Below are 24,941 nucleotides of genomic sequence, written 5' to 3'. Positions count from 1 at the left end.
TGGCGGGGAATATGGCTGACCAAGGGGACAGACAGAGACAAGCTGCCATACTGATCGCTGACGTGGCCGGTTTTTCCGCGATGGTGGAAACCGGAGAAACCGAGGCCGTTTCCGCGGTGCGTAAACTGGCCGACAAGGTCATCGTGCCCGCAGCGCTTCAGTATTCGGGCCAGCTTGTCAAAACACTGGGGGACGGCTTTCTGCTGGAGTTCCCTTCCTCCTTGCAAGCCGTGAAGGCTGCCTTGTTGATCTCCAAGAAAACCGCAAGCCAGGGCACCAGCCTTGGGCATCCGCGTCTAGCCTTGCGGATGGGGATCCACACCGGGAATGTCATCTCTGCCGGTGACGACCTGTTCGGAAACTGCGTCAATATTGCAGCCCGGCTTGAAAGCCTTGCAGGTCCTGGCGAAATCTGCGTTTCGGGCACTGTGCAAGAACAGGTCCGCGGCCGGATCAACGCTGCCTTCGACGATCTTGGCCTGCAGGTCATCCGCAATATCTCCGATCCGGTGCGGATCTTCCGCATTGCCGAAAACACCATGCCGCAGCTGGATCCCGAAGGCCCGGCCTATGAAATCTCCGTTGCGGTGCTGCCGTTTGCCGGCAAACCCGCTGCCGCAGACAGCGCCAGCAGCCTGGCGGACTCGCTGACCGAAGATATCACAATCGGCCTTTCCAGGTTCCGCGAACTGCGGGTGATCTCCCGCACTACCGCTCTGCGTTGTGCCAGCAGTGCCTCGGAGACCTCCCTCGCCGCTGTTGAACTGGGCGTGCGCTATCTGGCTGAGGGCACCGTGCGGCAGCTTCCTGGCAAACTGCGGGTTGCGGTCTCGCTGGCGGATGGCATCAGCGGCAGCACTCTGCTCAGCGAACAATACCACTTGGCAGCTGGTGCGGATATCACCCAGCAGGACGCGCTGGCCCGGCAGATCACCCAAACTCTTGCCGGACAGCTGCAGGCCACCGCAAAGCGGAGGTCGGCTGCAATTGCCGCAGCAAGCACTCCCCTGACCGCGCGGGAGCTTGTTCTCAGAGCCAAGGCGCTGATCCTGGATACCCGCGATGCGCTGATGCAGTGCCGCAGCCTGTATCAGCAGGCCAGCGACTCCGATCCCGGAAATGCCACAGCCTGTTCAGGGCTCGCTCTGACCTATCTGGTGGAATGGATGAGCGGCTGGGGTAAGTCACCCGCGGAAACCCTCGACCGGGCCTTCCCGCTGCTGCGCCGTGCAGCGCGCATCGACCCGCTGGACAGCGTTGCCCAGCGGCGTCTCGCGGTCATGCACCTGTTCAAGGGTGAGTTTTCACTGGCAGAGGATCATTTCCAGCGTGCGCTGGCGCTTAATCCGAATGACACCGACGCCATGGCCTTCCGCGGTTTGTCCCTGGTTTATCAGGGCATGCCGGAAAAGGCGCTTGCCGAGCTGGATGAAGCCACAGCACGCAACCCGTTCCATCCGACCTATTTTCATTGGTTCAAAGGGCTGGCGCTATACATGTGCCGGGAATACCAGCCGGGCATCTCAGAGGTGAACAAGGCGGTCGGCCTGTTTCCGGGGTTCCCGGCACCGCGCCGCCATCTGGCAGCCTGTTACGGCCAGCTGGGTGACCGTACCGCCGCAGCCCAGGAATGCGGGCGCATCCTGCAGCTGGAGCCCGGGTTCTCTGTCAGCCGCATCCGCAGCACGCTGCCCTTTGCCAAGGAAGAAGACCTGGAGCATTACTGCGACGGGCTGCGCCGCGCCGGGCTGCCGGACTGACCTCCCCTAAAACGCAAAAGGACAGGCCTTGCGGCCTGCCCTTCTTCACAATCCGGCTCCGTCAGGGAGGAGAGCGAGGGCCGGATCGTGGTCGTTCTTACTTGGCAGCTGCCGAAGCTTTCTTCGCTGCAGAGGTCACCTCTTCGGTGGCCTTTTTCACGGCAGCGGTTGCTTCTTCGGTTGCGTCTTTGCCGGCCGCCATCATCAGTTCGACGGTGTCCATCTGGACTTTCTTTGCAACTTCAGCAAAGGCAGCCATGTTTTCGGCAGCCACTTCAGCGGAAGCGGACGCGAAATCGGTTGCGGCCTTGGCATAGTCTGCCGGGTCAGCCTGAACCTTGGAAACGTCGCTCAGCTTGGCGATGGTTTCTTTGGTCCACTTGTTGGAGATCTCGGCGGATTTGCCGGCGGCGTCCAGTGCAACAGCGGACAGCTTCTCGTTCAGAGCTGCGGTGTTCTTGAATGCGTCTTCCATCGCTTTGGTGTCGACCGGGAAGGCGCCCATGAAGTCTTTCATCATCGCGGTGAAGTCTTGGGTCTTTGCCATAGTTCTAATTCCTCAGAAAGCTGCAGCAGGACCATCCTGCGCTCTTAGCATGAGGGGAATATGCGTGCCGCACCGCAGCATTTCAAGAGATTTTTGCTGCGGTGCAGAAAAAAGTTTTCTGCACCTGCAAAATCAACGGTTTGCTTTCACCTTCACATAGGATCCCGGGGCCGGCATCAAAGAAGGGAAGCCCGAATCCCCCACCTCGCGGGCGGGAACCTGCTTGCCTGCGCGCTTCTTGAGCCAATCGTTCCAGCGCGGCCACCAGGAGCCCTCGTGGTAATCCGCGCCTTCCATCCAGGCCTCCTGATCCCCCTTCAGATCGTCATTGGTGTAGTGGCCGTATTTCTTCTTGCTGGGCGGATTGACGATGCCAGCGATATGGCCGGACTCCGACACGATGAAATTCTTGCTGCGCGACCCCATCAGCTGCACGCCGGCATAGCAGTCCTTCCAGCGGGCGATGTGGTCGGTTTCGCAGGTGATCGCCATCAGCGGCACATCCACGTCCTTGATATGCAGTTTGTGGCCCATCAGCTCGAACCCGTCGCCAACAAACTCGTTGTTCTGGCAGAGGCCCCGCAGATACTGCACCGCCATCCGGCCCGGCAGATTGGCACCGTCGCCGTTCCAGTAAAGCAGATCGAATGCAGGCGGCGTCTCGCCCATCATGTAGCTTTTCACAGCCGGGCCGTAGATCAGGTCCTTGGAACGCAGGAACGACATGGTGCGCGCAATCACCCAGGACCGCAGCAGCCCTTCTTCCTCCACCTGCGCCTCGATCCCGTCGACGAAATCGTTCTGCAGGAACGGCGTGAACTCGCCCTGATCGCCGAAGTCCGTCAGCGTGGTAAAGAAGGTGGCCGATTTCACCGACTTGTCACCGCGCTGCTTCAAGAGCGACAGCGTCAGGCTCAGCGTGGTGCCGGCAATGCAATAGCCCACTGCATTGACCTGATCGGTCTTACAGATCTCCTTGGCGGTCTCGATTGCGGTCAGGAAGCCCTCCTGAATGTAATCCTCCATCCCCACGTCGGCATGACTGGCGTCGGCATTGACCCAGGAGACCACAAACAGGGTGTAGCCCTGCTCCGTCACCCATTTGATCAGGCTGTTCTGCGCCTTGAGGTCGAGGATATAGAACTTGTTGATCCAGGGCGGGAACAAAACGATCGGCGTCTCATGCACGGTCTCGGTCACCGGCTTGTACTGGATCAGCTCCATCATCCGGTTGCGGTAGACCACGTCGCCCGGCGTGGTGGCGATGTTGCCGCCCAGCTCAAAGGCGCTCTCATCCGCCAGCCGCACCACCAGCTCGCCATTATTGGCTTCCAGATCGGTGACCAGGTTCTCCAGCCCGTCGATCAGCGACTGGCCTTCGGTTTCCACCGCCTTTTCCAGCGCGTCCGGGTTGGTGGGCAGGAAATTGGTTGGCGCCATCATCTCGATGATCTGATCGGCGAAATAGGTCAGCCGCTGCTTGTCCTTGCGGTCCAGGTCCACCGCATCCTGCACCGCCTTGCGGATCGCATCTGCGTTGGTCATGTACTGCTGCTTCACGAAACTGAAGTACGGGCTGCTCTCCCACAGCGGGTTCGAAAAACGGCGGTCCTTCGGGCCGCCGTCATCCGTGCTCTCCGGTTTTCCAGCCAGGGCTTTCTGCGCTTCGGCGAAATTCAGCACAGACTTGCTCCAGTATTCGACCTGCTGCTCAAGGATCTTGGCCGGGTTCTGCATGGCTTCGGCCCAATAGGCAGTTGCTGCACGCGCATAAAGCTCTTGATTCGGACCGTCCAAAGCCGGGTTATGCGGCACCTTCCGGGACATGACATCGGCCAGACGCTTGCTCAGCTCCTCCACACGGGTCATGTTTTCCTTAAGCTTTTCAATACTCTCAGAATTGGCCGCTGCGGATAATTCGTCACTAGTTGTCATATAAAAGAATCCCTCATAGGCTTTCTGCTATGCAGAATACTCTTCTGCATTTTTCAGGGCAAAGCGGCGATTGGTCCGATAGTCCGGATTTGATGGTCCGATGACGCAGGGGCAAAGCCCGAAGGAGACGCGCATGCGATACATGATGACCTACGACCTGATGGAGACCGTCCGGAACACCAACCAATGGTTGGGCGCCACGGCCCTCTCCATGGCATCTTACCCGGTCTTTTCCGCCTTGCCAAACCCTGCCCTCAGCTGGATGGCCGCCTGGGGCGAAGTGACGGAACGTACTTACCAGCGCATGGTGGTGAAACCTGACTGGGGCATTCCCTCCTTCACCTGCGAAGACGGCAAGGACCATGTGGTTGAAATTGCCAATGTGGTGGAGCGCCCCTTTGGCGACCTCATCCATTTCAAGGTCAGCGGACGCGATGAACAGCCCCGCAAGGTGCTGCTTGTTGCCCCGATGTCCGGCCATTACGCCACCCTCCTCCGCTCTACCGTGCAAAGTCTGATCAGAAACTGTGAAGTCTATGTGACGGACTGGCACAACGCCCGCGACATCCCTGTTTCCGCGGGGAAATTCGACGTCGAGGATTACACGCTCTACCTCGTTGATTTCATGCGCGAACTGGGCCCCGACATCCATGTTGTTGCGGTCTGCCAGCCGGTGCCGCTGACCCTGGCCGCCACCGCCTACCTGGCAGAGCAGGACCCCAAGGCGCAGCCCTCCTCGCTGACGCTGATCGGCGGCCCGGTGGACCCGGACGCCACCCCGACCGAAGTCACCGACTTTGGCCGCCGTGTCACCATGGGCCAGCTGGAGGAAACCATGATCCAGCGCGTCGGCTTCAAATACCCCGGCGTGGGCCGCAAGGTCTATCCCGGCCTCTTGCAGCTTGCCTCCTTCATGTCGATGAACGGTGAACGCCACTCCAAGGCCTTCATGGACCAGATCCAGCGGGTGTCCCGCGGCGAAGCATCCGACCACGATGCCCACAACCGGTTTTATGACGAATATCTCGCCGTGATGGACATGACGGCGGAATTCTACCTGTCCACCGTCGAACGCATCTTCAAGAACCGTGAGATCGCCCGCAATGAATTCGTGGTGAACGGCCACAAGGTTGATTTCTCCAAGATCACCGATGTGGCGGTGAAAACCGTCGAAGGCGCCAAGGACGACATCTCCGCTCCCGGCCAATGCATCGCCGCGCTGGATCTCTGTACCGGTCTGCCGGAAGAGAAGAAGGCCAGCCATGTGGAACCGGGCGCAGGCCACTATGGCATCTTTGCCGGCCGCAGCTGGCGCAACAATATCCGCCCGCTGGTCATCGACTTCATGAATGCCAACAGCCGCAAGAAGCCGGCAGCTCACAAACCCGCCAACAAGAACACGGCTGCCTGAATATATGGCGGAGGGGCTGGCGTTTTCCTGCAATTGCGGGGCCTTGCGCGGTGAAGTCGCGGCGCAAGGCATCAAGACCGGCACCCGGGTTGTCTGCTACTGCGCCGACTGCCGCGCCAATGAGCTGTACCACGGCCAGCCCGACCCGGCCCCGGACCCGGTCGACCTCTTTCAGCTCGCCCCTGATACCATCACCATCACCCAAGGCGCGGATCATCTGAAGGCGCTCCGCCTCGGCCCCCGCGGGCCGTTGCGCTGGTTTGCCTCCTGCTGCGGCACGCCCTTTGCCAATACGCTGGCCAAACCCGGCCTGCCCTTTGCCGGCATGCGCTCTGATCTGTTCCAGGACAAATCCGCTCTGGGCAAGATCCGGGCCAGGGCCTTCATCCCCGCCCCCGGCAAGCAAGCCCGCACCAAGGGCGGAGGTGCCATGGCCTGGGGCATCCTCAGCCGGATGATCACCGCGCGGCTGTCCGGCCGGTGGAAGGAGACGCCGTTCTTTGATGCGGAGACCGGAAAACCGGTGGCGGAGCCGCAGCTGATCAGCAAAACAGAGCGCGCGAAACTTTATCCCTGAGCGTAAAGAGCGGGTTCCGCAGCGGGTTCGGCAACCGGTTCTGCCAGCCAGTGCAGCAATGCCCGGTTCACGGCGTCCGGCTGCTCCAGCACCGGAAAATGTCCGGCATCCGGCAGGATTTCCAGCCGCGCCTCCGGGATCAGCTGTGCCAGCAGGTCCAGCTTGGCCGGGGGTACGATCGTGTCATGCTCTCCGCCGAGAACAAGCGTAGGCACATGCACCCGCCGCATTGCGGCCTGCTGGTCCGGCCTCCGCTGCAATGCGCGTGCCTGCGCCACATACATCTCCGGCCCCAGCTCCATCCCCATCCGGCAGAACAGCTTGTGCACCTCCAGCCGCAAGGGGCCCGGGGCAAGCGCTTCCGCCGGCAATGTCTCGCGCAGCACATCCTCCAGCCGTCCGGCGCGCGCCGCGACGATCTGCGGTTCCCGGCTGGCGGCCTGGTCCGGTGTCTCGGCCAGCGGACTGGCCCCGATGATGCACAGCCGGCTGATCCGTTCCGGGGCCCGGCGCACCAGTTCCATCGCCAGAATGCCGCCCATGGAAAACCCCGCCAGCGCAAAGCGCGGCGGCAGATGGCTCAGCATCCGAGCGGCGATCTTCTCTACCGTGTCACCGCCAGCCAGCGGCAGCACCATCACCGGCATGCTGCCGGAAAATGTCCTGACCTGAGCGTAAAAGATCCGGCCGTCGCACATCATACCCGGCAGCAAAACCAGGGGTTCGCGGCACGGTTGCTGATCATAAGGCATGTCCTGCCCTCGCGGTTTGCCTCCCACCCGTTTGTCAACTCTGTGGACGGCAAACCCTTAGATCAAGAAAAACCTCGGGGCGGCGGCAATTTACAGAAAAGCTGCCGCCACCCTGCCACGCTCAGTAACCGTTCCAGCGGAACGCACCATCCTCCGCCAGCGGCGAAAACGGGTTGAAGGCGATTTCCCAGACATGCCCGTCCGGGCTGCGGAAATACCCGTGATGGCCGCCCCAGAACACATCCTGCGCAGGCTTCAGCACCTCCGCACCGGCGTCCTCTGCCGCTGCCAATAGCTGTGCCACCTCTTCCTTGCTGCGGGTGTTGTGGCTCAGCGTCATGGCACCAGTTCCCAGAGCCTCAGGCGGCAGGCCGATATCTTCCGCCAGCGCCACCAGCGGATAGAGACCCAGTGTCTGCGAAATCAGATCAAATGCAATGACGCCATCCGGGCTTTCGGCCCGTTTCCAACCCAGAGCCTCGTAAAAGGCGGCGGCCTTCTCCATGTCCGGCACGCCCAGCGTAATCAGGCTCACCCTTTGTTCCATTACTCAAATCCTTTTGTGTTCAACCAACTTAATATCCCATCCACCGTTGCCTGCGTCTGGCTGGGCGATACGATGTCTCCGGCCAGAATATGGCCGTGCACATCGTCTGCAGCCCCCGGCGGCACCAGATTCACCGCAACCGGACCACCCCAGGCTGCGGCAACCTCCGCAGTGATGTCAGGCCGCACCACCTTATCGCCATCTGAATACCAGAACAATGCAGGAACATCCGTTTGACTGAAGTCCAGTTTGCTGACCGTTTTCAGCATTGCCGCCATCGGAAGCACGGCCTGCGACGGGTACCGCGTGGTCCAGAACCGCCCATAGGCTTCGCTGCGCACCGGCAGCTCTACCTCGCGCCCGGCCAGCGGCGGCAGCCAGAAGCGTGAAGCGGGCCAGGTCAGCAGAGGAGCAAAAACCGTGTTCAACCCGTAGTTCGGCGACATCAGTACCATTGCATCAATGCTCTGCGACAACTCCGCATCCAACACCGCCACCGTGGCGAGGGTTGCACCCGTGGAATTGGCGATAACCACGACCCGCTTCCCCACCTGTGCCGCCGCCGCCAGCGCCTCTGCCGTGTCCTGCATCCAGGCCTTGGGCGTGGCCTCCAGCATTGCAGCCCCGGAACGCCCGTGGCCGGTCAGCCGGGTAAACACCAGATTGGCGCCCAAGGCTTCAGCCACCCGGTCCGGCACCGGGCGGATTTCCTCGGAGGTCGCGGAAAACCCATGGATGTAGAGGACCGAGACCGGCGTCCGTGTCTCTGCCTGCCCAGCCCAAACCACGCGCTTTTCCGCACCCGGCGTAATGTCGCCGTAGCGGCTCTCGACGCTTTCAAAGTAGACCTGAACGCCTTCACCAAACTTGCGCGCATCAAAACTGGCAGTGAGGTCCACGTCCTCATAGGGGCCAAAGGCCCACAGCGCCGCAACGGGCACCGCCAGGGCCAGCAGCCCCCGCCCCAAGGCGCGCCCGAACCTGCGCATCAGGCGGCGCCCAGAACGTCCAGTACAGCATCCTCAATCATCTTCAGGCAGGCCTCATCCGAGAAGCGGTGATCGGCATCTTTCACCAGGTTCAGCCGCATGTCCGGGCAGGTTGCATGATCCATCAACCGCAGCGCGGTCTCCGTGGACACCGCCGTATCCGCCGTTCCCTGCAGGCAGCGCACCTTGAAGGGCAGGAACAGCGGCGTGCGCAGCAGCAGCCGCTTGCGCCCGTCCTCAATCATCCGTTTCGAGATGTGATAGGGCTCCATATAATCGCTCGGGAGCTCCACATAACCGCGGCTCTCGAGTTCCGCCTTTTGCGCCTCCGAGAAATTTGCCCAATAGCCGTCCTCGGTGAAGTCCGGCGCTGCGGCGATAGTCACCAGGCCCTTGATCCGCTCCGGCATCTCGCGCGCCAGCAAGAGCGCCTGCCAACCACCCATCGAAGACCCTACAGGAACGATCTCCCCCTCAGTCAGCTGCGCCACCGCCTCCAGCGTGTCCTCGTGCCAGTCGCCGATGCAACCTTCCTCGAACGTGCCGGAGCTTTCGCCATGGCCGGAATAGTCGAACCGCAGAAACGCCTGCCCGCGTGCCTTGGCCCAGGCCTCCAGATGCACCGCTTTGGTGCCCTCCATGTCCGACTTCAGCCCGCCCAGGAACACCACGCACGGCCCCTGCCCCTCGCTCTTGTGATAGGCAATCCGGCGGCCCTGGGCGGTCTCGAGGTACGATGCGGCTGGCATGTCTTTGCTCTCCTGTGCTTTTCCCAAGATGTGGCACGGCTCCGCCCGCCCCGCAAGCGGCAGCACTGCCTGCTTGCAACTCCCCCGCTGCCTTCCTTATGGTCCGCAAAATTTTTTTTGAAGGACCGTGGGGGCATGTTCAGACTCATCAAGGGCGTTTTCACTGGCGCCGCCATCCTTGCGGTGGCCCTGGCGACAGTTTGGGCGGTTATGGCCCTGTGGTACCGTCTGCCGTTTGAAGCTCTGGGCCGGGGTGCGCTGGCGGGCGGCATTGCCCTCTTGGGTCTTGCCGTCATTGCCGGGCTGTTCCGCCGCCGCGCCTTGCGCGCGCTCACTACTTTCGTTCTGGCACTGGCTGCGGTGATCCTGTGGTGGTCCACCCTCACCCCGCCCGCAGACCGCAACTGGTCGCCCGATGTGGCCCGCCAGGTGACCGGCACGCTCGAGGGCGACATCCTCACCCTAAGCGGCGTTCGCAATTTCACCTGGGACACACCGGAAAACTTCACCGAGGCCTGGGAATCCCGCAGTTACGATCTGACCAAGCTGCAATCCACCGACCTGTTCATGTCCTACTGGGCCGGGCCGCAGATGGCGCATATGATCGTCAGCTTCGGCTTTGAGGGCGGCGAGCATATCGCCTGGTCGGTTGAGGTGCGGCGCCAGCTGGGCGGCGGTTTCTCCCCCATCGCCGATCTGTTCAAATCCAACACGCTGGTTCTGATCGCCGCGGATGAACGCGATCTGGTCGGGACCCGCACCAATGCCCGCGGCGAAGACGTGCAGCTTTTCCGCATCGGCGTCAGCCCCGACACCGGCCGGGAACTGCTGCTGAAATACGTCGAGACCGCCAACAGCCTGGCAGCACAGCCCCAGTGGTACAACTCGCTGACCACCAACTGCACCACGGTAGTGATGACCCTGATCCGCAGCTTCGCGGAGGACGTGCCGCTGGACTGGCGGGTGCTGGCGAATGGCTACCTGCCGGAATTTGCCTGGGAACAGGGCGTTCTGGATCAAAGCCGCAGCGTCGAAGACCTGCGCGCGCTTGGCAGCATCACCCCGATCGCGCAGGCGCATGGGGTCGGTCCCGACTACTCCGCCATGATCCGCGAAGGCGTGCCGGCGCCCGCACAGGACTGACCGGCATCTTTATGGTTTAAAATACCCCGGGGAGCGCGAGGGGCTGGCCCCTCGCTTGCTTGACGGCTGATCAGGACAGACTAGCGGCAGGTGTCCCGTCGGCCTTCTGAACCTGCAAGCGGCTCAACAGGTTCCGGATCCGGCTCAGCATCTCCCCGGTCTGCACGGCCTTCTCCGCGTTTGCCCCGCCTTCGATCTGCGCGCCATGCTCATAAGACAGATGGCGGTGCGACAGGATCTTTTGTGACTGGCACAGCGCGGTTTCAATCAGATCCACATCTTCAACCGTCAGGTCAAAGTTCGGGTTCGGGCGGGTCATCGGAACACTCCTGGTATGTCCTTGGGTCTCAGGTTTCGGTCACCCTGCCCTAGCGCCGCGTCCATGACAACAGTTTTTTTGTTATTTTTCAATTGCTTACCTGTATACATATATGTGCAATCGCATGCACAGGCACACAAACGGAAATTCCTGCGCAATTACAACCGCATGCAAAGCCGCCTTGACTTGCCTCTGTATTGGCAGCAAAACGCGCAGACCAAACACATACCCGCAACCGGGCGTTCTGTGGGCGCCAAACCGACGAGGAGCAGCCAGATCATGGCCCAAATCTCTCTCACTTTCCCCGATGGCAATGCACGATCCTATGACGCAGGCGTAACCCCTGCGCAGGTGGCCGCTGACATCTCGACCTCGCTGGCCAAGAAGGCCATCTCCGCCACCGTCAACGATCAGCACTGGGACCTGCAGTGGCCTATTGATGCCGACGCGACCATCGCTATTCACACCATGAAGGACGAGGTCCAGGCCAATGAGCTGATCCGCCACGACCTCGCCCATGTGATGGCGCGCGCAGTGCAAGAAATCTGGCCCGATACCAAGGTCACCATCGGCCCGGTCATTGAAAACGGCTGGTACTACGACTTCGACCGCGCAGACCCCTTCACCCCCGAAGACCTCGGCGCCATCGAGAAAAAGATGAAGGAAATCATCAACAAGCGTGATGAGGTCCGCACCGAGGTATGGGAACGCGACCGCGCGATCCAGCATTACACCGACAACAACGAGCCTTATAAGGTCGAGCTGATCGAGAGCATCCCGGGCGATGAGCCGCTGCGCATGTACTGGCACGGTGACTGGCAGGACCTCTGCCGCGGCCCGCACCTGCAGCACACCGGCCAACTGCCGGGCGATGCGTTCAAGCTGATGTCGATTGCCGGCGCCTACTGGCGCGGCGACAGCTCCCGCGCGATGCTGCAGCGCATCTACGGCGTTGCCTTCACCGGCAAGGAAAAGCTGAAGGCGCACCTCCACATGCTGGAAGAGGCCGCCAAGCGCGACCACCGCAAGCTGGGCCGCGAGATGGACCTGTTTCACATGCAGGAAGAGGCACCGGGGCAGATCTTCTGGCACCCGAACGGTTGGACCGTCTACACCCAGCTGCAGGACTACATGCGCCGCCAGCAGCGCAAGGGCGGCTATGTCGAAGTGAACACCCCGCAGGTCGTGGACCGCAAACTGTGGGAGGCCTCGGGCCACTGGGACAAGTACCAGGAGAACATGTTCATCGTCGAAGTGGACGAGGAACACGCCCGCGAGAAGGCTGTGAACGCTCTGAAGCCGATGAACTGCCCCTGCCACGTGCAGATCTTCAACCAGGGCCTCAAGTCCTACCGCGACCTCCCGCTGCGCATGGCCGAGTTTGGCTCCTGCAACCGGTATGAGCCCTCGGGCGCACTGCACGGCATCATGCGGGTGCGCGGCTTCACCCAGGACGACGGCCACATCTTCTGCGCCGAGGATCAGATCGAATCCGAAACCGCGGAATTCATCGACTTCCTGTCGAAGATCTACAAGGATCTGGGGTTCGAGAAGTTCTCGGTCAAATTCTCCGACCGCCCGGACACACGCGCCGGGTCCGATGAAGTCTGGGACAAGGCAGAGGCCGCGCTTCTGTCCGCCACCCGCGCCGCCGGGATCGAACCGGAACTGAACCCGGGCGAAGGCGCCTTTTATGGCCCCAAGCTGGAGTTTGTGCTGACCGATGCCATCGGCCGTGACTGGCAGTGCGGCACCCACCAGGTGGACTTCGTGCTGCCGGAACGCCTGGACGCCACCTATATCGGCGCCGACGGTGCCAAGCACCGCCCGGTCATGCTGCACCGCGCCACCCTCGGCTCTTTCGAGCGTTTCATCGGCATCCTGATCGAGGAACACGCAGGCAAGCTGCCGTTCTGGCTGGCGCCGCGCCAGGTTGTGGTCGCCTCGATCACCTCCGACGCCGATGACTACGTGCAAGAGGTCGTGGCCGAGCTGAAGAAGGCCGGCGTGCGCGCCGAGGCTGACATCCGCAACGAGAAGATCAACTACAAAGTCCGCGAGCATTCCGTGGGCAAGGTTCCGGTCATTCTCGCCGTCGGCCACCGCGAGGTGGAGGAGCGCACCGTCTCTGTCCGCCGCCTTGGCGAAAAGCAGACCAAGGTGGAAAGCCTCGAAAATGTTACAAAGTCGCTGGCGGTGGAGGCCACCCCGCCGGACCTTCTGTAACATTCCGTCCCGAAAACAGCATCAGCGGCCCCCATCCGGGGGCCGTTTTGTTTCAAAATCCGGTAAAACCCCGCGATTTCAGCTCTTTGCGCTGCAATCCTGTCTCACATACGCTGACGCAGACGTGAGACACGGCCTCGTGACTTAATTTCCTGAAAGCCCCGGGTTAGTGTTTTCCTGTCAACACGACACCGCATGTTAAACCGAAAGGAATTCACGAGATGTCGACCACCGCAAAATCCCTGGCCGTTGCCAGCGCCGTTGCCGCCGCTCTGACCGCAGCTTCGACCATCCCCGCTGCTGCTGCCACCAAGGAAAAATGCTACGGCGTTTCGCTGGCAGGCCAGAACGACTGCGCCGCCGGCCCCGGCACCACCTGCGCAGGCACCTCGACCACCGACTACCAGGGCAACGCCTGGACTCTGGTGGATGCCGGCACCTGCGAAGGCATGGAACTGCCGGCGATGGCAGACGGCACTGAGCGCAAGGGCTCGCTGGAGCCGCTGGAACGCGATCTGCCGGCATAAGAACGGCCTGATTTCCGGGGCGGGAGTGTCAATTCCCGCCCCTTTTGCACCCGGACTACAGGACCCGCCATGCTTGACACTGCTGCACATGACAGGCTGCCCGCCGCCCCAGGCGTTGGCTACAAGCCGCAGCATTTCGCCCAGATCACCGCCGAACCGGGCAGCGTCAAATGGCTGGAAATACACGCCGAGAACTACATGGGCGACGGCGGACGTCCAATTGCGCAGCTGCGCCACCTGTCCGAACGCTTTGCTATGTCAGTTCACGGCGTCGGCCTGTCGATCGGCGGCGAGGGCGCCCTGGATGCGGACCACCTCGCCCGGCTCAAGCATCTGGTTGGCTGGCTGAACCCTGCCAGCTTCTCCGAGCATCTGGCCTGGTCCACCCACGACAGTCACTTCTACAACGACCTGCTTCCGCTGCCTTACACGGATGCCAGCCTGCAGCGGATCTGTGATCATATCGACGAACTGCAGGACACCATTGGCCGCAGGATGCTGCTGGAAAACCCTTCCAGCTACCTCGCCTTTGCCGAGAGCACCTGGTCCGAGCCTGAATTCCTGGCCGAAATCTCCCGCCGCACCGGCTGCGGGCTGCTTCTGGACGTGAACAACGTCTTTGTGTCCGCCACCAACCTCGATTTCTCGCCCCAGGGCTACATCGACGCCTTCCCGCTGGACAAGGTCGGTGAGATTCACCTTGGCGGTCACGACGAGGATGAGGACGACCACGGCCGCCCGCTGCTGATCGACAGCCACGGGCGCGAAGTGGTGGATCCGGTCTGGGTGCTCTTGGATTACACGCTGGCAAAATCCGGCCCCAAGCCGGTGCTGATTGAATGGGACAACGACGTACCGGACTGGCCCGTGCTGGAAGCCGAGGCCGCCCGCGCCGCAACCGCGTTGGAGCGCGTTCCGGCATGAGTGTGACCCAGACAGAATTCACCCGCGCCATGATGGATGCGGGCCAGCCGGTGCCGGACGGTCTGATCGACCATCAGGCCCAGCCCGCCGGGCGCCGCTTCAGCGTCTACCGCAACAATGTGGCCGTCTCCCTGACCGATGCCATGCACAGCGCCTTTCCGGTGATTGCCAAGCTTCTGGGAAAGCAGAACATGGACGGGCTGGCAGGCATCTACCTGCGCCAGCATCCCCCTTCCTCACCGCTAATGATGTTCTACGGCGAACATTTCCCTGCGTTCCTCGAAGGCATGCAGCAGCTCAAGCACCTCGGCTACCTTGGCGATGTCGCCCGGCTGGAATTGGCCCTGCGCCGCGCCTACCATGCTGCCGATGCCGCGCCCATTACCCCTGACGCGCTTGGAGCCCTTCCGGCAGACCAGCTGATGAACACTTGGCTGACGCTTGCGCCCGCAGTGCAGGTCATCTGTTCGCCTTGGCCCGTCCACGCCATCTGGCGCTACAACACCGAAGACGGCGCGCCCAAGCCTGAGCCGCAGGCCCAGGACGTGCTGGTCACCCGTCCTGAATTCGACCCCATTCCCCAGGCTCTGCCCCTCGGCGGGGCCCTCTGGATCCGCGCCCTGATGAAGGGCGCCACCATCGGCGAAGCGCTGGAACAGGCCGCCGCCGCAGACGAAACCTTCGACCTGGGTGCCACGCTGGCCCTGCTGTTGCAGGGCCACGCGATCACCGGATTGGACAGCAAAGGGTAAATCCATGCACGCACTTGTCTCCATTCACGACGCCGTCTTCCGCCAGGTGGAAAGGGGCGGCAACTGGCTGCTGCCGCTGGCAGCGCGCTTTGTTTTCGCCTCCACCCTGCTGCTCTACTTCTGGAACTCCGGCCTGACCAAGCTGGGCGACGGCATCCTCGGCCTGTTCAGCCCTTCGATCGGCGCCTACAGCCAAATCTTCCCGAAACAGCTGGAGGCGGTCGGCTATGACGTCTCCCAGTTCGGGCTATTCCAGAAACTGGTTGTGCTGGCCGGCACCTACGCCGAGTTCATCTTGCCGCTGCTGATCGTGATCGGCCTTCTGACCCGCCTCGCTTCGCTTGGCATGATCGGCTTTGTCATCGTGCAATCGCTGACCGACATCTACGGCCACGGTGCAACCGACGACAAAACCCTTGGCGCGCTGTTCGACCGCTTCCCTGACGCGGTGATCCTGGACCAGCGGCTGTTCTGGGTCTTCTTGCTGGCGGTCCTGGTGGTCAAAGGCGCCGGAGCGCTCTCTGTGGACGCCCTGCTGCGCAACCGGATGGAACCGGCCATCGCCTGACACTGAACAATTGGCAAAAACAAAAGGCGCCCTGCCCCCGGCAGCGGCGCCTTTTTCATGCGGTTCCGCTAAGGATTAGAAATGCGCCTTGGGCTCATCCGGCTTGCCCGCCGCAAGCGCCATCAAGCCGCCCACCGCAGCAAAGCTAAGCGGGAAGATGGTGAAGACATTGAGGCCAAAGCCCGCATACATCCCCGCCGCCGATCCCAACAGCAGGACACCGCCCCACAAGGCCCGCGCCCGCGCCATCGCGCCGCCGGCAATCGCCAGCAGCGGCGACAACACAGCCAGCAGCCGCAATTTCTCGACGTTCTCGACCTGCTCGGCGAGCCCCTCAACCTCACCGAAATGCTCCACCGCAGCGGTGTAGCCGTAGCCGAAGAACCCCACCACCATGCCGAAAATCCCGGCGATGATCCCCAGAACAAGGGCTGCATTCCGCATTATACGTCTCCTGAAATCTACCGTAACGACATATGCGCCGCCTTAGGCCGCGCCAAGGGCCGCCTTCGTGTTCTGATCCCACCCCAGGAATAATTCCCCGTTACGCTCAATCAGTGGCCGCTTCATCAGTGCCGGATGCGCGCGCAGCAGGTCCAGCGGCTCCCCCGCACGTTCTTCTTCGCTTAACCCCCGCCAAGTGGTGGAGCGGGTATTGACCAGCTTGACCCCGAACTGAGCATGGGCTGCTTCCAGCAGGCCGTCCGGCATCCCGTCCGTGCGGATATCAACCAGACTCGAATCCGGAAGCGCTTTCAACGCCTTACGGCAGGTATCGCAGTTCTTGAGTCCATAGATTTTCATGTTGCCTTCACTCTCCCCAGCCGGAATTCACACAATTTATGGTGGAATTATCCGGTTTCTCTTGATTTTCGGCCAACCCGTGTAAAACTCTAGGTTGTCCAGCTTCACCTTGCCCCTCGCGGTCAGGGTACAGGCCGGATGCCCCGGGATGCCCCTGGGCGACGCGCAAAGTAGAAGGAGACACGGGAAATGCCAAGCGGCACCGTGAAGTGGTTCAACACCACCAAAGGGTACGGGTTTATTGAACCCGATGAAGGCGGCAAAGATGTGTTTGTGCACATTTCAGCGGTGGAGCGGTCGGGCATGACCGGCCTCGCCGACAATATGAAAATCGCCTATGAGCTGTCCGAAGGCCGCGATGGCCGGCAAATGGCAGCAGAGCTTAAGGCTGTATAGCCTATCAATTCTGCACTGCGCCCGGGTGCTGACCGGGCGCAGGCACTGCCAACGGCCTCAGGACCGCCGCAGGTATTCCACCATCACACAGGCCGGATCGCTGTCGCGAAGCACTGTTTCTCCGGCCTTGAACCACTTATCTGCCTGAAACTCCGGGAAATAGGCATCTGCATCCTCGATGGTCAGATCGACCTCGGTGACCAGCAGCCGGTCCGCCATGTCCAGCATCCCGCGATAGATCCCCTCGCCGCCGATGCCATAGACGCGCCGGTAGCCTTGCGCATAGGATGCTTCCACCGCCGCCTCGATCGACGGCAGCACAATCTCTGCCGCCTGCGGGTTGGAGGACACCACCAGATTGAGCCGGTTCTTCAGCGGCTTCACCGGCAGGCTGTCCCAGGTGTTGCGGCCCATGATGATGGCGCCACCCAGGGTCTCGCGCTGAAACGCCTTCAAATCCTCCGGCGCAAACCAGGGGATATCATTGTCCTTGCCGATGGCACCGTTGCGCGCCCGCGCAGCGATCAGGGTAATCATGCCTGTTGTCCTTGCCCGTGTTACTTGCCTGTCAGACCGCCACCGGCGCCTTGATCACTGGGTCGGGGTCATAGTTCTGGATTTCAAAGTCATCAAAGGTGAAGTCGAAAATCGAATTCACCTGCCGTTTGATCCGCAGCTGCGGCAGCGGCTTGGGGGTGCGCGAGAGCTGCAGCTGCACCTGCTCCATGTGGTTGGAGTAAATATGCGCGTCGCCCATCGTGTGCACGAAATCCCCAGCCTCGTAACCGGTCACATGCGCCAGCATGGCCAGCAGCAGCGAATAGGAGGCAATATTGAACGGCACGCCCAGGAACATGTCGGCGGAGCGCTGATAGAGCTGCATGTGCATCTTGCCGCCTGCAACCCGCACCTGCCACAGCGTATGGCAGGGCGGCAGCGCCATGTCCGGCACATCCGCGGGGTTCCAGGCCGACACGATCAGGCGGCGGCTGTCCGGGCTTTTGCGGATCATCTCCACCAGATCCGAAATCTGGTCGACACTGCCCGCACGGTACAGCGGCTCATCCCCCAGGGTTCCTTCAGCCAGTTCCAGCTTGGGAAAACGGCGCCACTGGTGGCCGTAAACCGGGCCCAAGTCGCCGTTCTCATCCGCCCACTCGTCCCAGATCGACACCCCGTTTTCCTTCAAGTAGCGGATGTTGGTGTCGCCGGACAAGAACCACAGCAGCTCATGAATGATGGAGCGCAGATGCAGCTTCTTGGTGGTCACCAGCGGAAAGCCCTCCGCCAGGGAATAGCGCGCCTGCATCCCGAAACAGGACAGCGTTCCGGTGCCGGTCCGGTCGTCCGACGGCACCCCGTGATCCAGAATGAATTGTAGCTGATCGTGATACTGCTGCATTTCCGCCCCCTGCCGCTGCCCGGAATATCACCCCGGCATACTCAATGGCACGCCGCACGCCAAGTCAGAAAATACCCCCTTTGGCACCCCGCCACCCTACCATATCTGCCACTCAGCGCGATACAGGAAACTACATGCAGGTAGCGCATCCGCCACGGTTGCGCCCAAAACCGCGCTGTTCAATTGACAAGCGCAGCGCTGCAGCCGAAGGTAGCGCAAAACGATAAAACATATTGAGGTAGAGGCAGATGAGGCGCTTTTGGCTAGGGCTCGCGGCAGCGTCCGTGGTGTCCGCATGCGGCGGGGGGAATCCCTTCACCACAACGACTGATGACGATACGGACACCGGCACGGATACCGAGTCGGCGATTCCTGCGTCGATTGCTAACGATCTTGACAGCGTAAGCTATGACCCGACTAATCAGACGCTAACCGTAACCGGTGTCGGGCTGGACGAGACCCCCTTCACCTCGACATATGTACGCAAGCCTGCGCTCGACCGTGCCGGGTATGAAGCTTATACGGTTCAGGACAACGAGCTAACTGAACACTCCACGGCCTACGTGCGCCAATCCGGACGCGGCTATGCTGCCGTGGTCGTTACTGGCGGGCAATTTGGATATTTTCAGGGTGGTGCCACATATGCCAGAACCGGCTCCTTTACCGAACCGGACACAGAATCTGGTCCTGGCGGCATTGTCAGCTATGCCGGCAATTATGTGGGTCTCCTGAATGTCAATGGCGACACAGGCGATCTGATTATTCCGTCTGGCAGCCCCGAAACTATCCTTCTGCCCGGGCAGGCTGCTGAGGTCACCGGAGACGTCTTCATCAATGCCGACTTCTCAGACCGGGCGATCAAGGGCACGATCTACAACCGCGAAATTACCGATGCCCCCGGGACTTCGGTTGAAAACCTGATACTTGTTCCGACAGAGATTGCCGCTGATGGCACTTTTGACGGCACCCTAAATGTCGATGGCACCGGCGTCGGCACCTACGGTGGCACCTTCGCTGGCACTGATGCAGAGGTGGTAGCCGGAGGTGTGCATGCGACAAGCCATATAGACGCACTTAGTGGCGGCACAAACCCGATTGAAGAATACGGCGTCTTCGTGCTGGACTCTTGTGACAGCGCCAACGCCGATCCGGTCTGCCCGTAAGCCATGCGCATGGCCGCCGCGGCAGCGCTGGCGCTGGGCCTAGCGACAGCCCAGCCGCACGCTCAGGAACAGGTGCAGCCCAAGGTACACCTGTCCCTGAACCAAGGGCATGTGCTCGCCACCCATGCGCTCAAGTCTGGCAATCCGCAGCTGGCCTTGCGGGTGTCTGACGCGCTGCTGCAAGCCAATCGCAAGAACCACGTTGCCTGGCAGCTGCAAGCGGTGGCCTATGCCCAAGCCGGTCAGCACGCCAAAGGCCGCAAGGCCGCCGCCCGTGCTTTTCGCTTTGCTCCCGACAGCGCCGCCAAGTTTCAGATTGGCCAGCTTGCCTCGCGCCTGGCCTTTCAGAGCGGCAGCCCGGTGCTGTCGCAATATTGGCTGCGCCGGACGGCAGTTCATTCCCCGGACAGCAAATCCGACGCGCTGATTGCCAAGGACTACCAGGCCCTGCGCCGGATCAGCCCCTGGTCCTTCCGCCTCAGCGGCGGGGTGAAACCGTCGAACAACGTGAACAACGGCTCTGACGCGGCGACTCAGGAAATCGACGGGCTCAGCTCTCACCAGAACAGATTCGGCCCGCGCGCCATTGCCCTTTCCGGTCTTATCGGAACCCTGGACAGCAGCCTCGGCCGCCGCCTGCGGCAAAGCGAAACCAGCCTGACGTCTCTCAGCGGGCGCCTCTACGTCCAGCGCGTCGCCCTGTCGTCCAGCGCCAAGGAAGAAGCCGCCGCGCTGGCTGCGCAGACCGGCACCAGCGTGCCCCGCAATTCCGAATTCGGCTCCACCTACGGCGAAATCACTCTGAGTCACGCCTTTGCCGCAGGCCCCAAGGAAAGCGCTGGCAGTGCCCGTGTCGCCCTGACCGGTGCAACCTCCTGGTATGGCGGCAGGCGCAACTACAATCTGGTAAAGCTGTCAGGCGCCCGCAGCTGGGCCCTCTCCAGCCAGAACCGGCTCACCATCAACGGCAGCGCCGAACACCGGATTGATCCGCGCCTGAGCTTGCTGAGGGCCGACGTGTTCGGCCTCGGCGCCTCGCTGTCGCGAAAGCTGGAAAACGGCAACAGCCTCAGCTTCTCCCTTGGATTGCGCGACACCCACACCAGCAATGTCAACTCCGCAGGAACTACGGCAACCCTGCGCATCGGCTACGCTATTGCAGAGGCCATCGGCCCGGCCAAAGTCAGCACAGGACTGATTTTGGGAGCCGCCGACTATCCCGATCACATTTTCCACAACGGTTTTGGCTGGCAAACCATACCCGGCGGCCGCCAGGATCAGTCGCTTTATGCGGATTTGAACGTATTCTTTGAAGATTATGATTACGCAGGGTTTGCCCCCATGCTGCGGGTCCGCGCGGGCAAGCGCAGTTCCAATCACAGCCGCTTTGACAGCTCGGAATTTTCCGTTTCTCTGGGCATTGAATCAAAGTTCTGACCCCGTATCTGTTCAGCACGGGCCTGCACGGTGAATATACCAGGGCCGCAAACCCAAACAGGAGACCGCCAATGCCCCTCACCTATCTGCACACCATGGTCCGGGTGAAAGACCTGGAGAAATCCATGGCCTTCTTTGCGCTGCTGGGCCTCAAGGAGACCCGCCGCTGGGACAACGAGCAGGGCCGGTTCACCCTGGTGTTCATGGCGCCCCCGGGTCAGGAGGACGCCCCGGTCGAGCTCACTTGGAACTGGGACGGGGACGACGCGCTGCCCAGCGACAGCCGCCATTTCGGCCACCTTGCCTATGGGGTGGACGACATTTATGCCGTTTGTCAGCACCTGATGGACAACGGCGTCACCATCAACCGTCCGCCGCGCGACGGGCACATGGCTTTTGTGCGCTCGCCCGACAATATTTCCATCGAACTGCTGCAAAATGGCGGGTCCCTGCCCCCGGCAGAGCCTTGGGCCAGCATGGAAAATACCGGCCACTGGTAAGGCTGGCCTTTGGCGACGGGACAAACGGCGGCTCATGCCATTGGAAAGGCTGCCTGGCCTGCCGGTGGCGGGCCGCAGAGCCTGGCATCAGATACAGCGGGAAGCGGCACGCAGCGCGCCCGGAAGTCAGGCGCAGGCTTAACCGCGGCCAACAGCAGCGCTGAGCCGCCGTGAAAACCAGGCTGCAAGGCCAGCAAGCCCCCCGGCCGGAACAGGCGCCAAAGGCCGAACGGCCAAGGCCAGCTTGCCACCCGGCCAGGATAAGAGCCTTTTGCAACTCCAAAAACCGGCGCAGCCCCCAATGGGGGCTGCCGGTGCCGTCTGATCGTCTCTTACAGACTTCGATCCCGGAAAAAGGGCGGCGCTTCTGCGGCCTTCTGCCGTGACCCCGGCCGGGGCCCGGCGCTTTCCCTTTGCTTTCGGTCAGAGCATGGTTTCCCCTCATGCCCTGTCAGCGGCCTGCCGGTGTTCCCCGGCTCTGCGGCCTCTTGCCTGCTGGTCTGTTTCCCAGTCTGGCTTCAGTAAATGTAGCGGATCTGATCCGACCAGTAGCGCTCCATCCGCTTCAGCGAGGCGGTAATGTCCTCGATCCCTTCGGAGGAAATCACGTTCTTGCCTTCCAGCCCTTCGGCATGGCGGGAGAACAGCGCTGACACGATGTCGCGGATCTCGCGGCCGCGCGGGGTCAGACGCACCCGGACGGAACGGCGGTCGATCTCGCAACGCTGATGGTGCATATAGCCCATTTCGACCAGCTTCTTGAGGTTGTAGCTGACGTTGCTGCCCTGATAGTAGCCGCGGGTTTTCAGTTCCCCGGCAGTCACCTCATTGTCACCGATGTTGAACAGCAAAAGCGCCTGGACCGCATTGATCTCCAGCACGCCGACGCGCTCAAACTCATCCTTGATGACATCCAGCAGCAGGCGGTGAAGGCGCTCAAGCAGACCCAGCGCCTCCAGATAGCCAGTCATGAAACCTTTGCGGTCCGTCTGGCCAATTGGCAATTCCATACTCATTCGCATCTCCGACTCGAATTTGCTTCTAAGACAAGATGCCAACAATTCCCGAAAAATCAGTTAAGCCGGAATTTTATTATTTTTGATGGGTTTGTGCTATGTCCGCCACGAGGGCGCGGAACCGCTCCTGCGGTTCCGCCTGACCGGTCACCCACTGGTACAGATCCTGGTCGTTTTCGTGCAGCAGTTGATCGTACAGATCCAGCTGCGCCGTATCCATCTGCTCCAGGCTTGCGGCTGCATAGGCTGACAGCAGGATATCCATTTCCTTGATACCCCGGCGCATCGAGCGCATCTGCAGCCGCTTCAGGCGGGTGGCACGGTCTTCTTGCATCATCAGGCCTCAGGCAGTTTCCGCTGCCGGCGCCTCGTTCACCTGCAACAGGCTCCGCAATTTCTTCTCCAGCCGCGCAGCACGCTCCGCGTTCTGGCGCATTTCGCTGCGCAGCGAGCGCAACTCGTTCAGGACGCTAGCAAAATCGCCTGCTTCCAGTTCCAGCGGCGCCGGTTCGGACATGCCTTCACCCTCGCCGGTCAGCAGCCAGGACATCGACACGTTCAACAGGCCCGCCAGCATGGTCAGCTTGTTGGCGCGCGGCTCGGACAGGTCCCGCTCCCAGGCGCTGAGGGTCGATTTCTTGACGCCGATACGGCGTGCCAGCTGGCCCTGGGTCATCCCGCCCGCTTCGCGCGCCGCTGCAACGCGGTCGCCGAAAGTTGCTGCATCCGGGCCATACCAGTCTGTGTTCTGCTCAGTCATTGTCAGTTCTCCTAACTCAAAGTGCCAATGCAGCTTGATCGCTGTTTGGCGGCAACCTATGACAGTTCCGCACAACATACAAACCGGGGCACCGCCAATGTCTTTCCTGTCTGAGACCTTATCCCGCGTCAAACCGTCGCCGACCATAGCGATGACCGCAAAAGCGGCAGAGCTGAAGGCGGCGGGACGTGACGTCATTGGCCTGTCGGCGGGCGAGCCGGATTTCGACACGCCGCAGAACATCAAGGATGCGGCGGTTGCCGCCATTGCCGCGGGCAAGACCAAATACACTGCTCCCGACGGCATCCCGGAGCTGAAACAGGCCGTCTGCGCCAAGATGAAGCGCGACCATGGTCTCGACTACACGCCCGCGCAGGTCTCTGTCGGCACCGGCGGCAAGCAGACGCTGTACAATGCCCTGATGGCCACACTGAACGAGGGCGATGAGGTGGTGATTCCCGCCCCCTATTGGGTCAGCTACCCCGATATGGTGCTGCTGGCCGGCGGCACCCCGGTGATTGCCGAAACCTCGCTGCAAACCAATTTCAAGCTGACCGCGGATCAGCTCGAAGCCGCGATCACCCCCAAGACCAAGTGGTTCATCTTCAACTCGCCCTCCAACCCCACGGGCGCGGGCTACAGCCGGGCAGAGCTGAAAGAGCTGACCGACGTGCTGATGCGCCACCCCCACGTCTGGGTGATGACCGACGACATGTACGAGCATCTCGCCTATGACGGGTTTGAATTCTGCACCCCGGCGCAGGTGGAACCCGCTCTTTATGAGCGCACCCTCACCTGCAACGGTGTCTCCAAGGCCTATGCGATGACCGGCTGGCGCATCGGCTATGCCGCAGGCCCCGAAAAGCTGATCGCCGCCATGCGCAAGGTGCAGTCGCAGTCCACCTCCAACCCCTGCTCGGTCAGCCAATGGGCCGCGGTGGAGGCTCTGAACGGCACGCAAGCCTTCCTGGCGCCCAACAACGAAAAATTCGTCCGCCGCCGCGACCTGGTGGTCTCCATGCTGTCAGAGATCGAGGGCATCTCCTGCCCCGTGCCTGAGGGTGCGTTCTACGTCTACCCGTCCATTGCCGGGCTGATCGGCAAAACCACCCCTGCGGGCAAGGTGATTGAAACGGATGAGGATTTCGCCACCGCCCTGCTGGAGGAGGCAGACGTCGCTGTGGTCTTTGGTGCCGCCTTCGGCCTGTCGCCGAACTTCCGCGTCAGCTACGCGACCTCCGACGAAGCGCTGGAAGAGGCCTGCCGCCGCATCCAGACCTTCTGCGCCGCGCTGACCTGACAGGAGACACGAGCATGAGCGCCGATCTGCCGGAGTATTACTTCCGCGTCCGTGAGAACGGCGCCTTTGTCTTCCGTGTCGATACCGAGAACCGCAACCGGCGGATCGAGATGGACCAGATCGCCGTTGTGAACATCCGCAACGGCGAGATCAAACCGCACGGCCAGCGCCAGCTGACCGGTCAGGACCTCGCCGAGATCAAATCCTGGATGGCGGCCCGTGCCGCCACCCTGGCAGCCCGCGACGTGGACGACATCCACCGCGCCATCGACCATTTGAACCTCACCGCTCAGTGGGCCAACAGCCGCGCAACGGAGGAGCAGCTGGAGGACGTGACCGACGCGCTCTTGCTGGCGATGCACGACCTGCGCAGCGTGCTGGTGCGCAAAAAGGCCGACCGGCTAATGAAAGAGCGCAGCGGGGAATAAGCCTGCCGC

Annotated in this window: 29 protein-coding genes; 15 read left to right on the top strand and 14 right to left on the bottom strand. The window is 61.8% G+C overall.

Annotated elements, in window-relative coordinates:
• The first annotated feature begins 11 nt into the window (after positions 1 to 11).
• Positions 12 to 1,760, top strand: coding sequence for an adenylate/guanylate cyclase domain-containing protein (locus RA25_RS01595; RefSeq protein WP_082023019.1), 1,749 nt, complete (start codon positions 12 to 14; stop codon positions 1,758 to 1,760).
• 97 nt (positions 1,761 to 1,857) lie between these two features.
• Here RA25_RS01595 and RA25_RS01590 read toward each other — a convergent pair whose 3' ends face one another.
• Both RA25_RS01590 and RA25_RS01585 read right to left on the bottom strand, forming a co-directional pair.
• Positions 1,858 to 2,307 (bottom strand): phasin family protein, encoded by a 450-nt coding sequence (locus tag RA25_RS01590; RefSeq protein WP_019295600.1) that lies wholly within the window; start codon positions 2,305 to 2,307, stop codon positions 1,858 to 1,860.
• Between the two features lie 132 nt (positions 2,308 to 2,439).
• Positions 2,440 to 4,242: a PHA/PHB synthase family protein gene (locus tag RA25_RS01585; RefSeq protein ID WP_039169623.1), complete on the bottom strand. Its 1,803-nt coding sequence runs from the start codon at positions 4,240 to 4,242 to the stop codon at positions 2,440 to 2,442.
• A 133-nt stretch (positions 4,243 to 4,375) separates the two neighbouring features.
• Between RA25_RS01585 and phaZ the strand changes: the two genes are divergently transcribed.
• Both phaZ and RA25_RS01575 read left to right on the top strand, forming a co-directional pair.
• Positions 4,376 to 5,653 carry a polyhydroxyalkanoate depolymerase gene (gene phaZ / locus RA25_RS01580; RefSeq protein WP_019295602.1) on the top strand — a complete coding sequence of 426 codons (1,278 nt, stop codon included), beginning with the start codon at positions 4,376 to 4,378 and terminating at the stop codon, positions 5,651 to 5,653.
• Between the two features lie 4 nt (positions 5,654 to 5,657).
• On the top strand, positions 5,658 to 6,230 hold the full coding sequence (locus tag RA25_RS01575) for a DUF6151 family protein (RefSeq protein WP_039169621.1): 573 nt from the start codon (positions 5,658 to 5,660) through the stop codon (positions 6,228 to 6,230).
• Here the strand turns inward: RA25_RS01575 and RA25_RS01570 are convergent.
• The 4 genes from RA25_RS01570 to RA25_RS01555 all read right to left on the bottom strand — a co-directional run bounded on the left by RA25_RS01570 (position 6,221) and on the right by RA25_RS01555 (position 9,267).
• On the bottom strand, positions 6,221 to 6,982 hold the full coding sequence (locus RA25_RS01570; RefSeq protein WP_039169619.1) for an alpha/beta fold hydrolase: 762 nt from the start codon (positions 6,980 to 6,982) through the stop codon (positions 6,221 to 6,223). The genes RA25_RS01575 and RA25_RS01570 overlap by 10 nt on opposite strands.
• A gap of 121 nt (positions 6,983 to 7,103) precedes the next feature.
• Positions 7,104 to 7,529, bottom strand: coding sequence for a VOC family protein (locus tag RA25_RS01565; protein WP_039169616.1), 426 nt, complete (start codon positions 7,527 to 7,529; stop codon positions 7,104 to 7,106).
• A complete protein-coding gene (locus tag RA25_RS01560) occupies positions 7,529 to 8,518 on the bottom strand; it encodes an alpha/beta hydrolase (RefSeq protein ID WP_039169614.1) in 990 nt (329 codons plus the stop codon). The genes RA25_RS01565 and RA25_RS01560 overlap by 1 nt, the downstream gene beginning before the upstream one ends.
• Complete coding sequence (locus RA25_RS01555; RefSeq protein WP_039169612.1) at positions 8,518 to 9,267, bottom strand: alpha/beta hydrolase; 750 nt, start codon at positions 9,265 to 9,267, stop codon at positions 8,518 to 8,520. The genes RA25_RS01560 and RA25_RS01555 overlap by 1 nt, the downstream gene beginning before the upstream one ends.
• A 135-nt stretch (positions 9,268 to 9,402) precedes the next feature.
• On the opposite strand from RA25_RS01555, the gene RA25_RS01550 reads away from it, so the two are divergent.
• Complete coding sequence (locus RA25_RS01550) at positions 9,403 to 10,410, top strand: Lnb N-terminal periplasmic domain-containing protein (RefSeq protein ID WP_039169609.1); 1,008 nt, start codon at positions 9,403 to 9,405, stop codon at positions 10,408 to 10,410.
• 70 nt (positions 10,411 to 10,480) lie between these two features.
• On the opposite strand, the gene RA25_RS01545 is transcribed toward RA25_RS01550, so the two are convergent.
• Entirely contained in the window at positions 10,481 to 10,729 is a 249-nt protein-coding gene (locus RA25_RS01545) for a hypothetical protein (RefSeq protein ID WP_039148803.1), read from the bottom strand.
• A gap of 279 nt (positions 10,730 to 11,008) precedes the next feature.
• On the opposite strand from RA25_RS01545, the gene thrS reads away from it, so the two are divergent.
• The 5 genes from thrS (at position 11,009) to RA25_RS01520 (ending at position 15,726) form a co-directional block, all read left to right on the top strand.
• Positions 11,009 to 12,955 (top strand): threonine--tRNA ligase, encoded by a 1,947-nt coding sequence (thrS, locus tag RA25_RS01540; RefSeq protein ID WP_039169607.1) that lies wholly within the window; start codon positions 11,009 to 11,011, stop codon positions 12,953 to 12,955.
• 221 nt (positions 12,956 to 13,176) lie between these two features.
• Entirely contained in the window at positions 13,177 to 13,482 is a 306-nt protein-coding gene (locus tag RA25_RS01535) for a BufA1 family periplasmic bufferin-type metallophore (RefSeq protein WP_019295611.1), read from the top strand.
• Between the two features lie 69 nt (positions 13,483 to 13,551).
• Positions 13,552 to 14,406, top strand: a complete 855-nt coding sequence (gene bufB / locus RA25_RS01530) for an MNIO family bufferin maturase (protein ID WP_039169605.1) — start codon at positions 13,552 to 13,554, stop codon at positions 14,404 to 14,406.
• Positions 14,403 to 15,158: an HvfC/BufC N-terminal domain-containing protein gene (locus tag RA25_RS01525; protein WP_039169603.1), complete on the top strand. Its 756-nt coding sequence runs from the start codon at positions 14,403 to 14,405 to the stop codon at positions 15,156 to 15,158. Before bufB ends, RA25_RS01525 begins: the two co-directional genes overlap by 4 nt.
• Before the next feature lie 4 nt (positions 15,159 to 15,162).
• Complete coding sequence (locus RA25_RS01520; protein WP_019295614.1) at positions 15,163 to 15,726, top strand: DoxX family protein; 564 nt, start codon at positions 15,163 to 15,165, stop codon at positions 15,724 to 15,726.
• A gap of 75 nt (positions 15,727 to 15,801) precedes the next feature.
• Here the strand turns inward: RA25_RS01520 and RA25_RS01515 are convergent, their stop codons facing one another.
• A complete protein-coding gene (locus RA25_RS01515; RefSeq protein ID WP_039169600.1) occupies positions 15,802 to 16,170 on the bottom strand; it encodes a hypothetical protein in 369 nt (122 codons plus the stop codon).
• A 42-nt stretch (positions 16,171 to 16,212) separates the two neighbouring features.
• Positions 16,213 to 16,530: an arsenate reductase family protein gene (locus RA25_RS01510; protein WP_019295616.1), complete on the bottom strand. Its 318-nt coding sequence runs from the start codon at positions 16,528 to 16,530 to the stop codon at positions 16,213 to 16,215.
• Positions 16,531 to 16,719: 189 nt separating this feature from the next.
• Between RA25_RS01510 and RA25_RS01505 the strand changes: the two genes are divergently transcribed.
• Positions 16,720 to 16,926 carry a cold-shock protein gene (locus RA25_RS01505; RefSeq protein WP_019295617.1) on the top strand — a complete coding sequence of 69 codons (207 nt, stop codon included), beginning with the start codon at positions 16,720 to 16,722 and terminating at the stop codon, positions 16,924 to 16,926.
• A gap of 57 nt (positions 16,927 to 16,983) precedes the next feature.
• Here the strand turns inward: RA25_RS01505 and RA25_RS01500 are convergent, their stop codons facing one another.
• Together RA25_RS01500 and RA25_RS01495 are read right to left on the bottom strand one after the other, a co-directional pair.
• Positions 16,984 to 17,463, bottom strand: a complete 480-nt coding sequence (locus RA25_RS01500; protein ID WP_039169597.1) for a dihydrofolate reductase — start codon at positions 17,461 to 17,463, stop codon at positions 16,984 to 16,986.
• Positions 17,464 to 17,494: 31 nt separating this feature from the next.
• Positions 17,495 to 18,328 (bottom strand): thymidylate synthase, encoded by an 834-nt coding sequence (locus tag RA25_RS01495; RefSeq protein WP_039169594.1) that lies wholly within the window; start codon positions 18,326 to 18,328, stop codon positions 17,495 to 17,497.
• A 248-nt stretch (positions 18,329 to 18,576) separates the two neighbouring features.
• Between RA25_RS01495 and RA25_RS01490 the strand changes: the two genes are divergently transcribed.
• The 3 genes from RA25_RS01490 (at position 18,577) to RA25_RS01480 (ending at position 21,428) form a co-directional block, all read left to right on the top strand.
• Positions 18,577 to 19,491 carry a hypothetical protein gene (locus RA25_RS01490; RefSeq protein ID WP_039169592.1) on the top strand — a complete coding sequence of 305 codons (915 nt, stop codon included), beginning with the start codon at positions 18,577 to 18,579 and terminating at the stop codon, positions 19,489 to 19,491.
• A 3-nt stretch (positions 19,492 to 19,494) separates the two neighbouring features.
• Positions 19,495 to 20,928, top strand: coding sequence for a hypothetical protein (locus RA25_RS01485; protein ID WP_039169590.1), 1,434 nt, complete (start codon positions 19,495 to 19,497; stop codon positions 20,926 to 20,928).
• 71 nt (positions 20,929 to 20,999) lie between these two features.
• Positions 21,000 to 21,428 carry a VOC family protein gene (locus RA25_RS01480; protein WP_019295622.1) on the top strand — a complete coding sequence of 143 codons (429 nt, stop codon included), beginning with the start codon at positions 21,000 to 21,002 and terminating at the stop codon, positions 21,426 to 21,428.
• Positions 21,429 to 21,946: 518 nt separating this feature from the next.
• Here RA25_RS01480 and RA25_RS01475 read toward each other — a convergent pair.
• The 3 genes from RA25_RS01475 to RA25_RS01465 all read right to left on the bottom strand — a co-directional run bounded on the left by RA25_RS01475 (position 21,947) and on the right by RA25_RS01465 (position 23,204).
• The gene (locus tag RA25_RS01475; protein WP_193386808.1) at positions 21,947 to 22,444 is read right to left on the bottom strand and encodes a MarR family winged helix-turn-helix transcriptional regulator; all 498 of its coding nucleotides are present in this window, start codon (positions 22,442 to 22,444) and stop codon (positions 21,947 to 21,949) included.
• A 76-nt stretch (positions 22,445 to 22,520) separates the two neighbouring features.
• A complete protein-coding gene (locus tag RA25_RS01470; RefSeq protein WP_029204757.1) occupies positions 22,521 to 22,778 on the bottom strand; it encodes a succinate dehydrogenase assembly factor 2 in 258 nt (85 codons plus the stop codon).
• Positions 22,779 to 22,787: 9 nt separating this feature from the next.
• Complete coding sequence (locus RA25_RS01465) at positions 22,788 to 23,204, bottom strand: helix-turn-helix domain-containing protein (RefSeq protein ID WP_039148823.1); 417 nt, start codon at positions 23,202 to 23,204, stop codon at positions 22,788 to 22,790.
• Between the two features lie 97 nt (positions 23,205 to 23,301).
• On the opposite strand from RA25_RS01465, the gene RA25_RS01460 reads away from it, so the two are divergent.
• Positions 23,302 to 24,504 (top strand): pyridoxal phosphate-dependent aminotransferase, encoded by a 1,203-nt coding sequence (locus tag RA25_RS01460; RefSeq protein ID WP_039169589.1) that lies wholly within the window; start codon positions 23,302 to 23,304, stop codon positions 24,502 to 24,504.
• Between the two features lie 14 nt (positions 24,505 to 24,518).
• On the top strand, positions 24,519 to 24,932 hold the full coding sequence (locus tag RA25_RS01455; protein WP_019295627.1) for a hypothetical protein: 414 nt from the start codon (positions 24,519 to 24,521) through the stop codon (positions 24,930 to 24,932).
• Positions 24,933 to 24,941: the final 9 nt, after the last annotated feature.

The sequence above is a fragment of the Leisingera sp. ANG-S5 genome (assembly GCF_000813925.1).
In the GTDB taxonomy this organism is placed as follows: Bacteria; Pseudomonadota; Alphaproteobacteria; order Rhodobacterales; family Rhodobacteraceae; genus Leisingera.
Note: the sequence above shows the minus strand (reverse complement) of the source record. Positions and strands in the feature narration are given on the sequence as shown.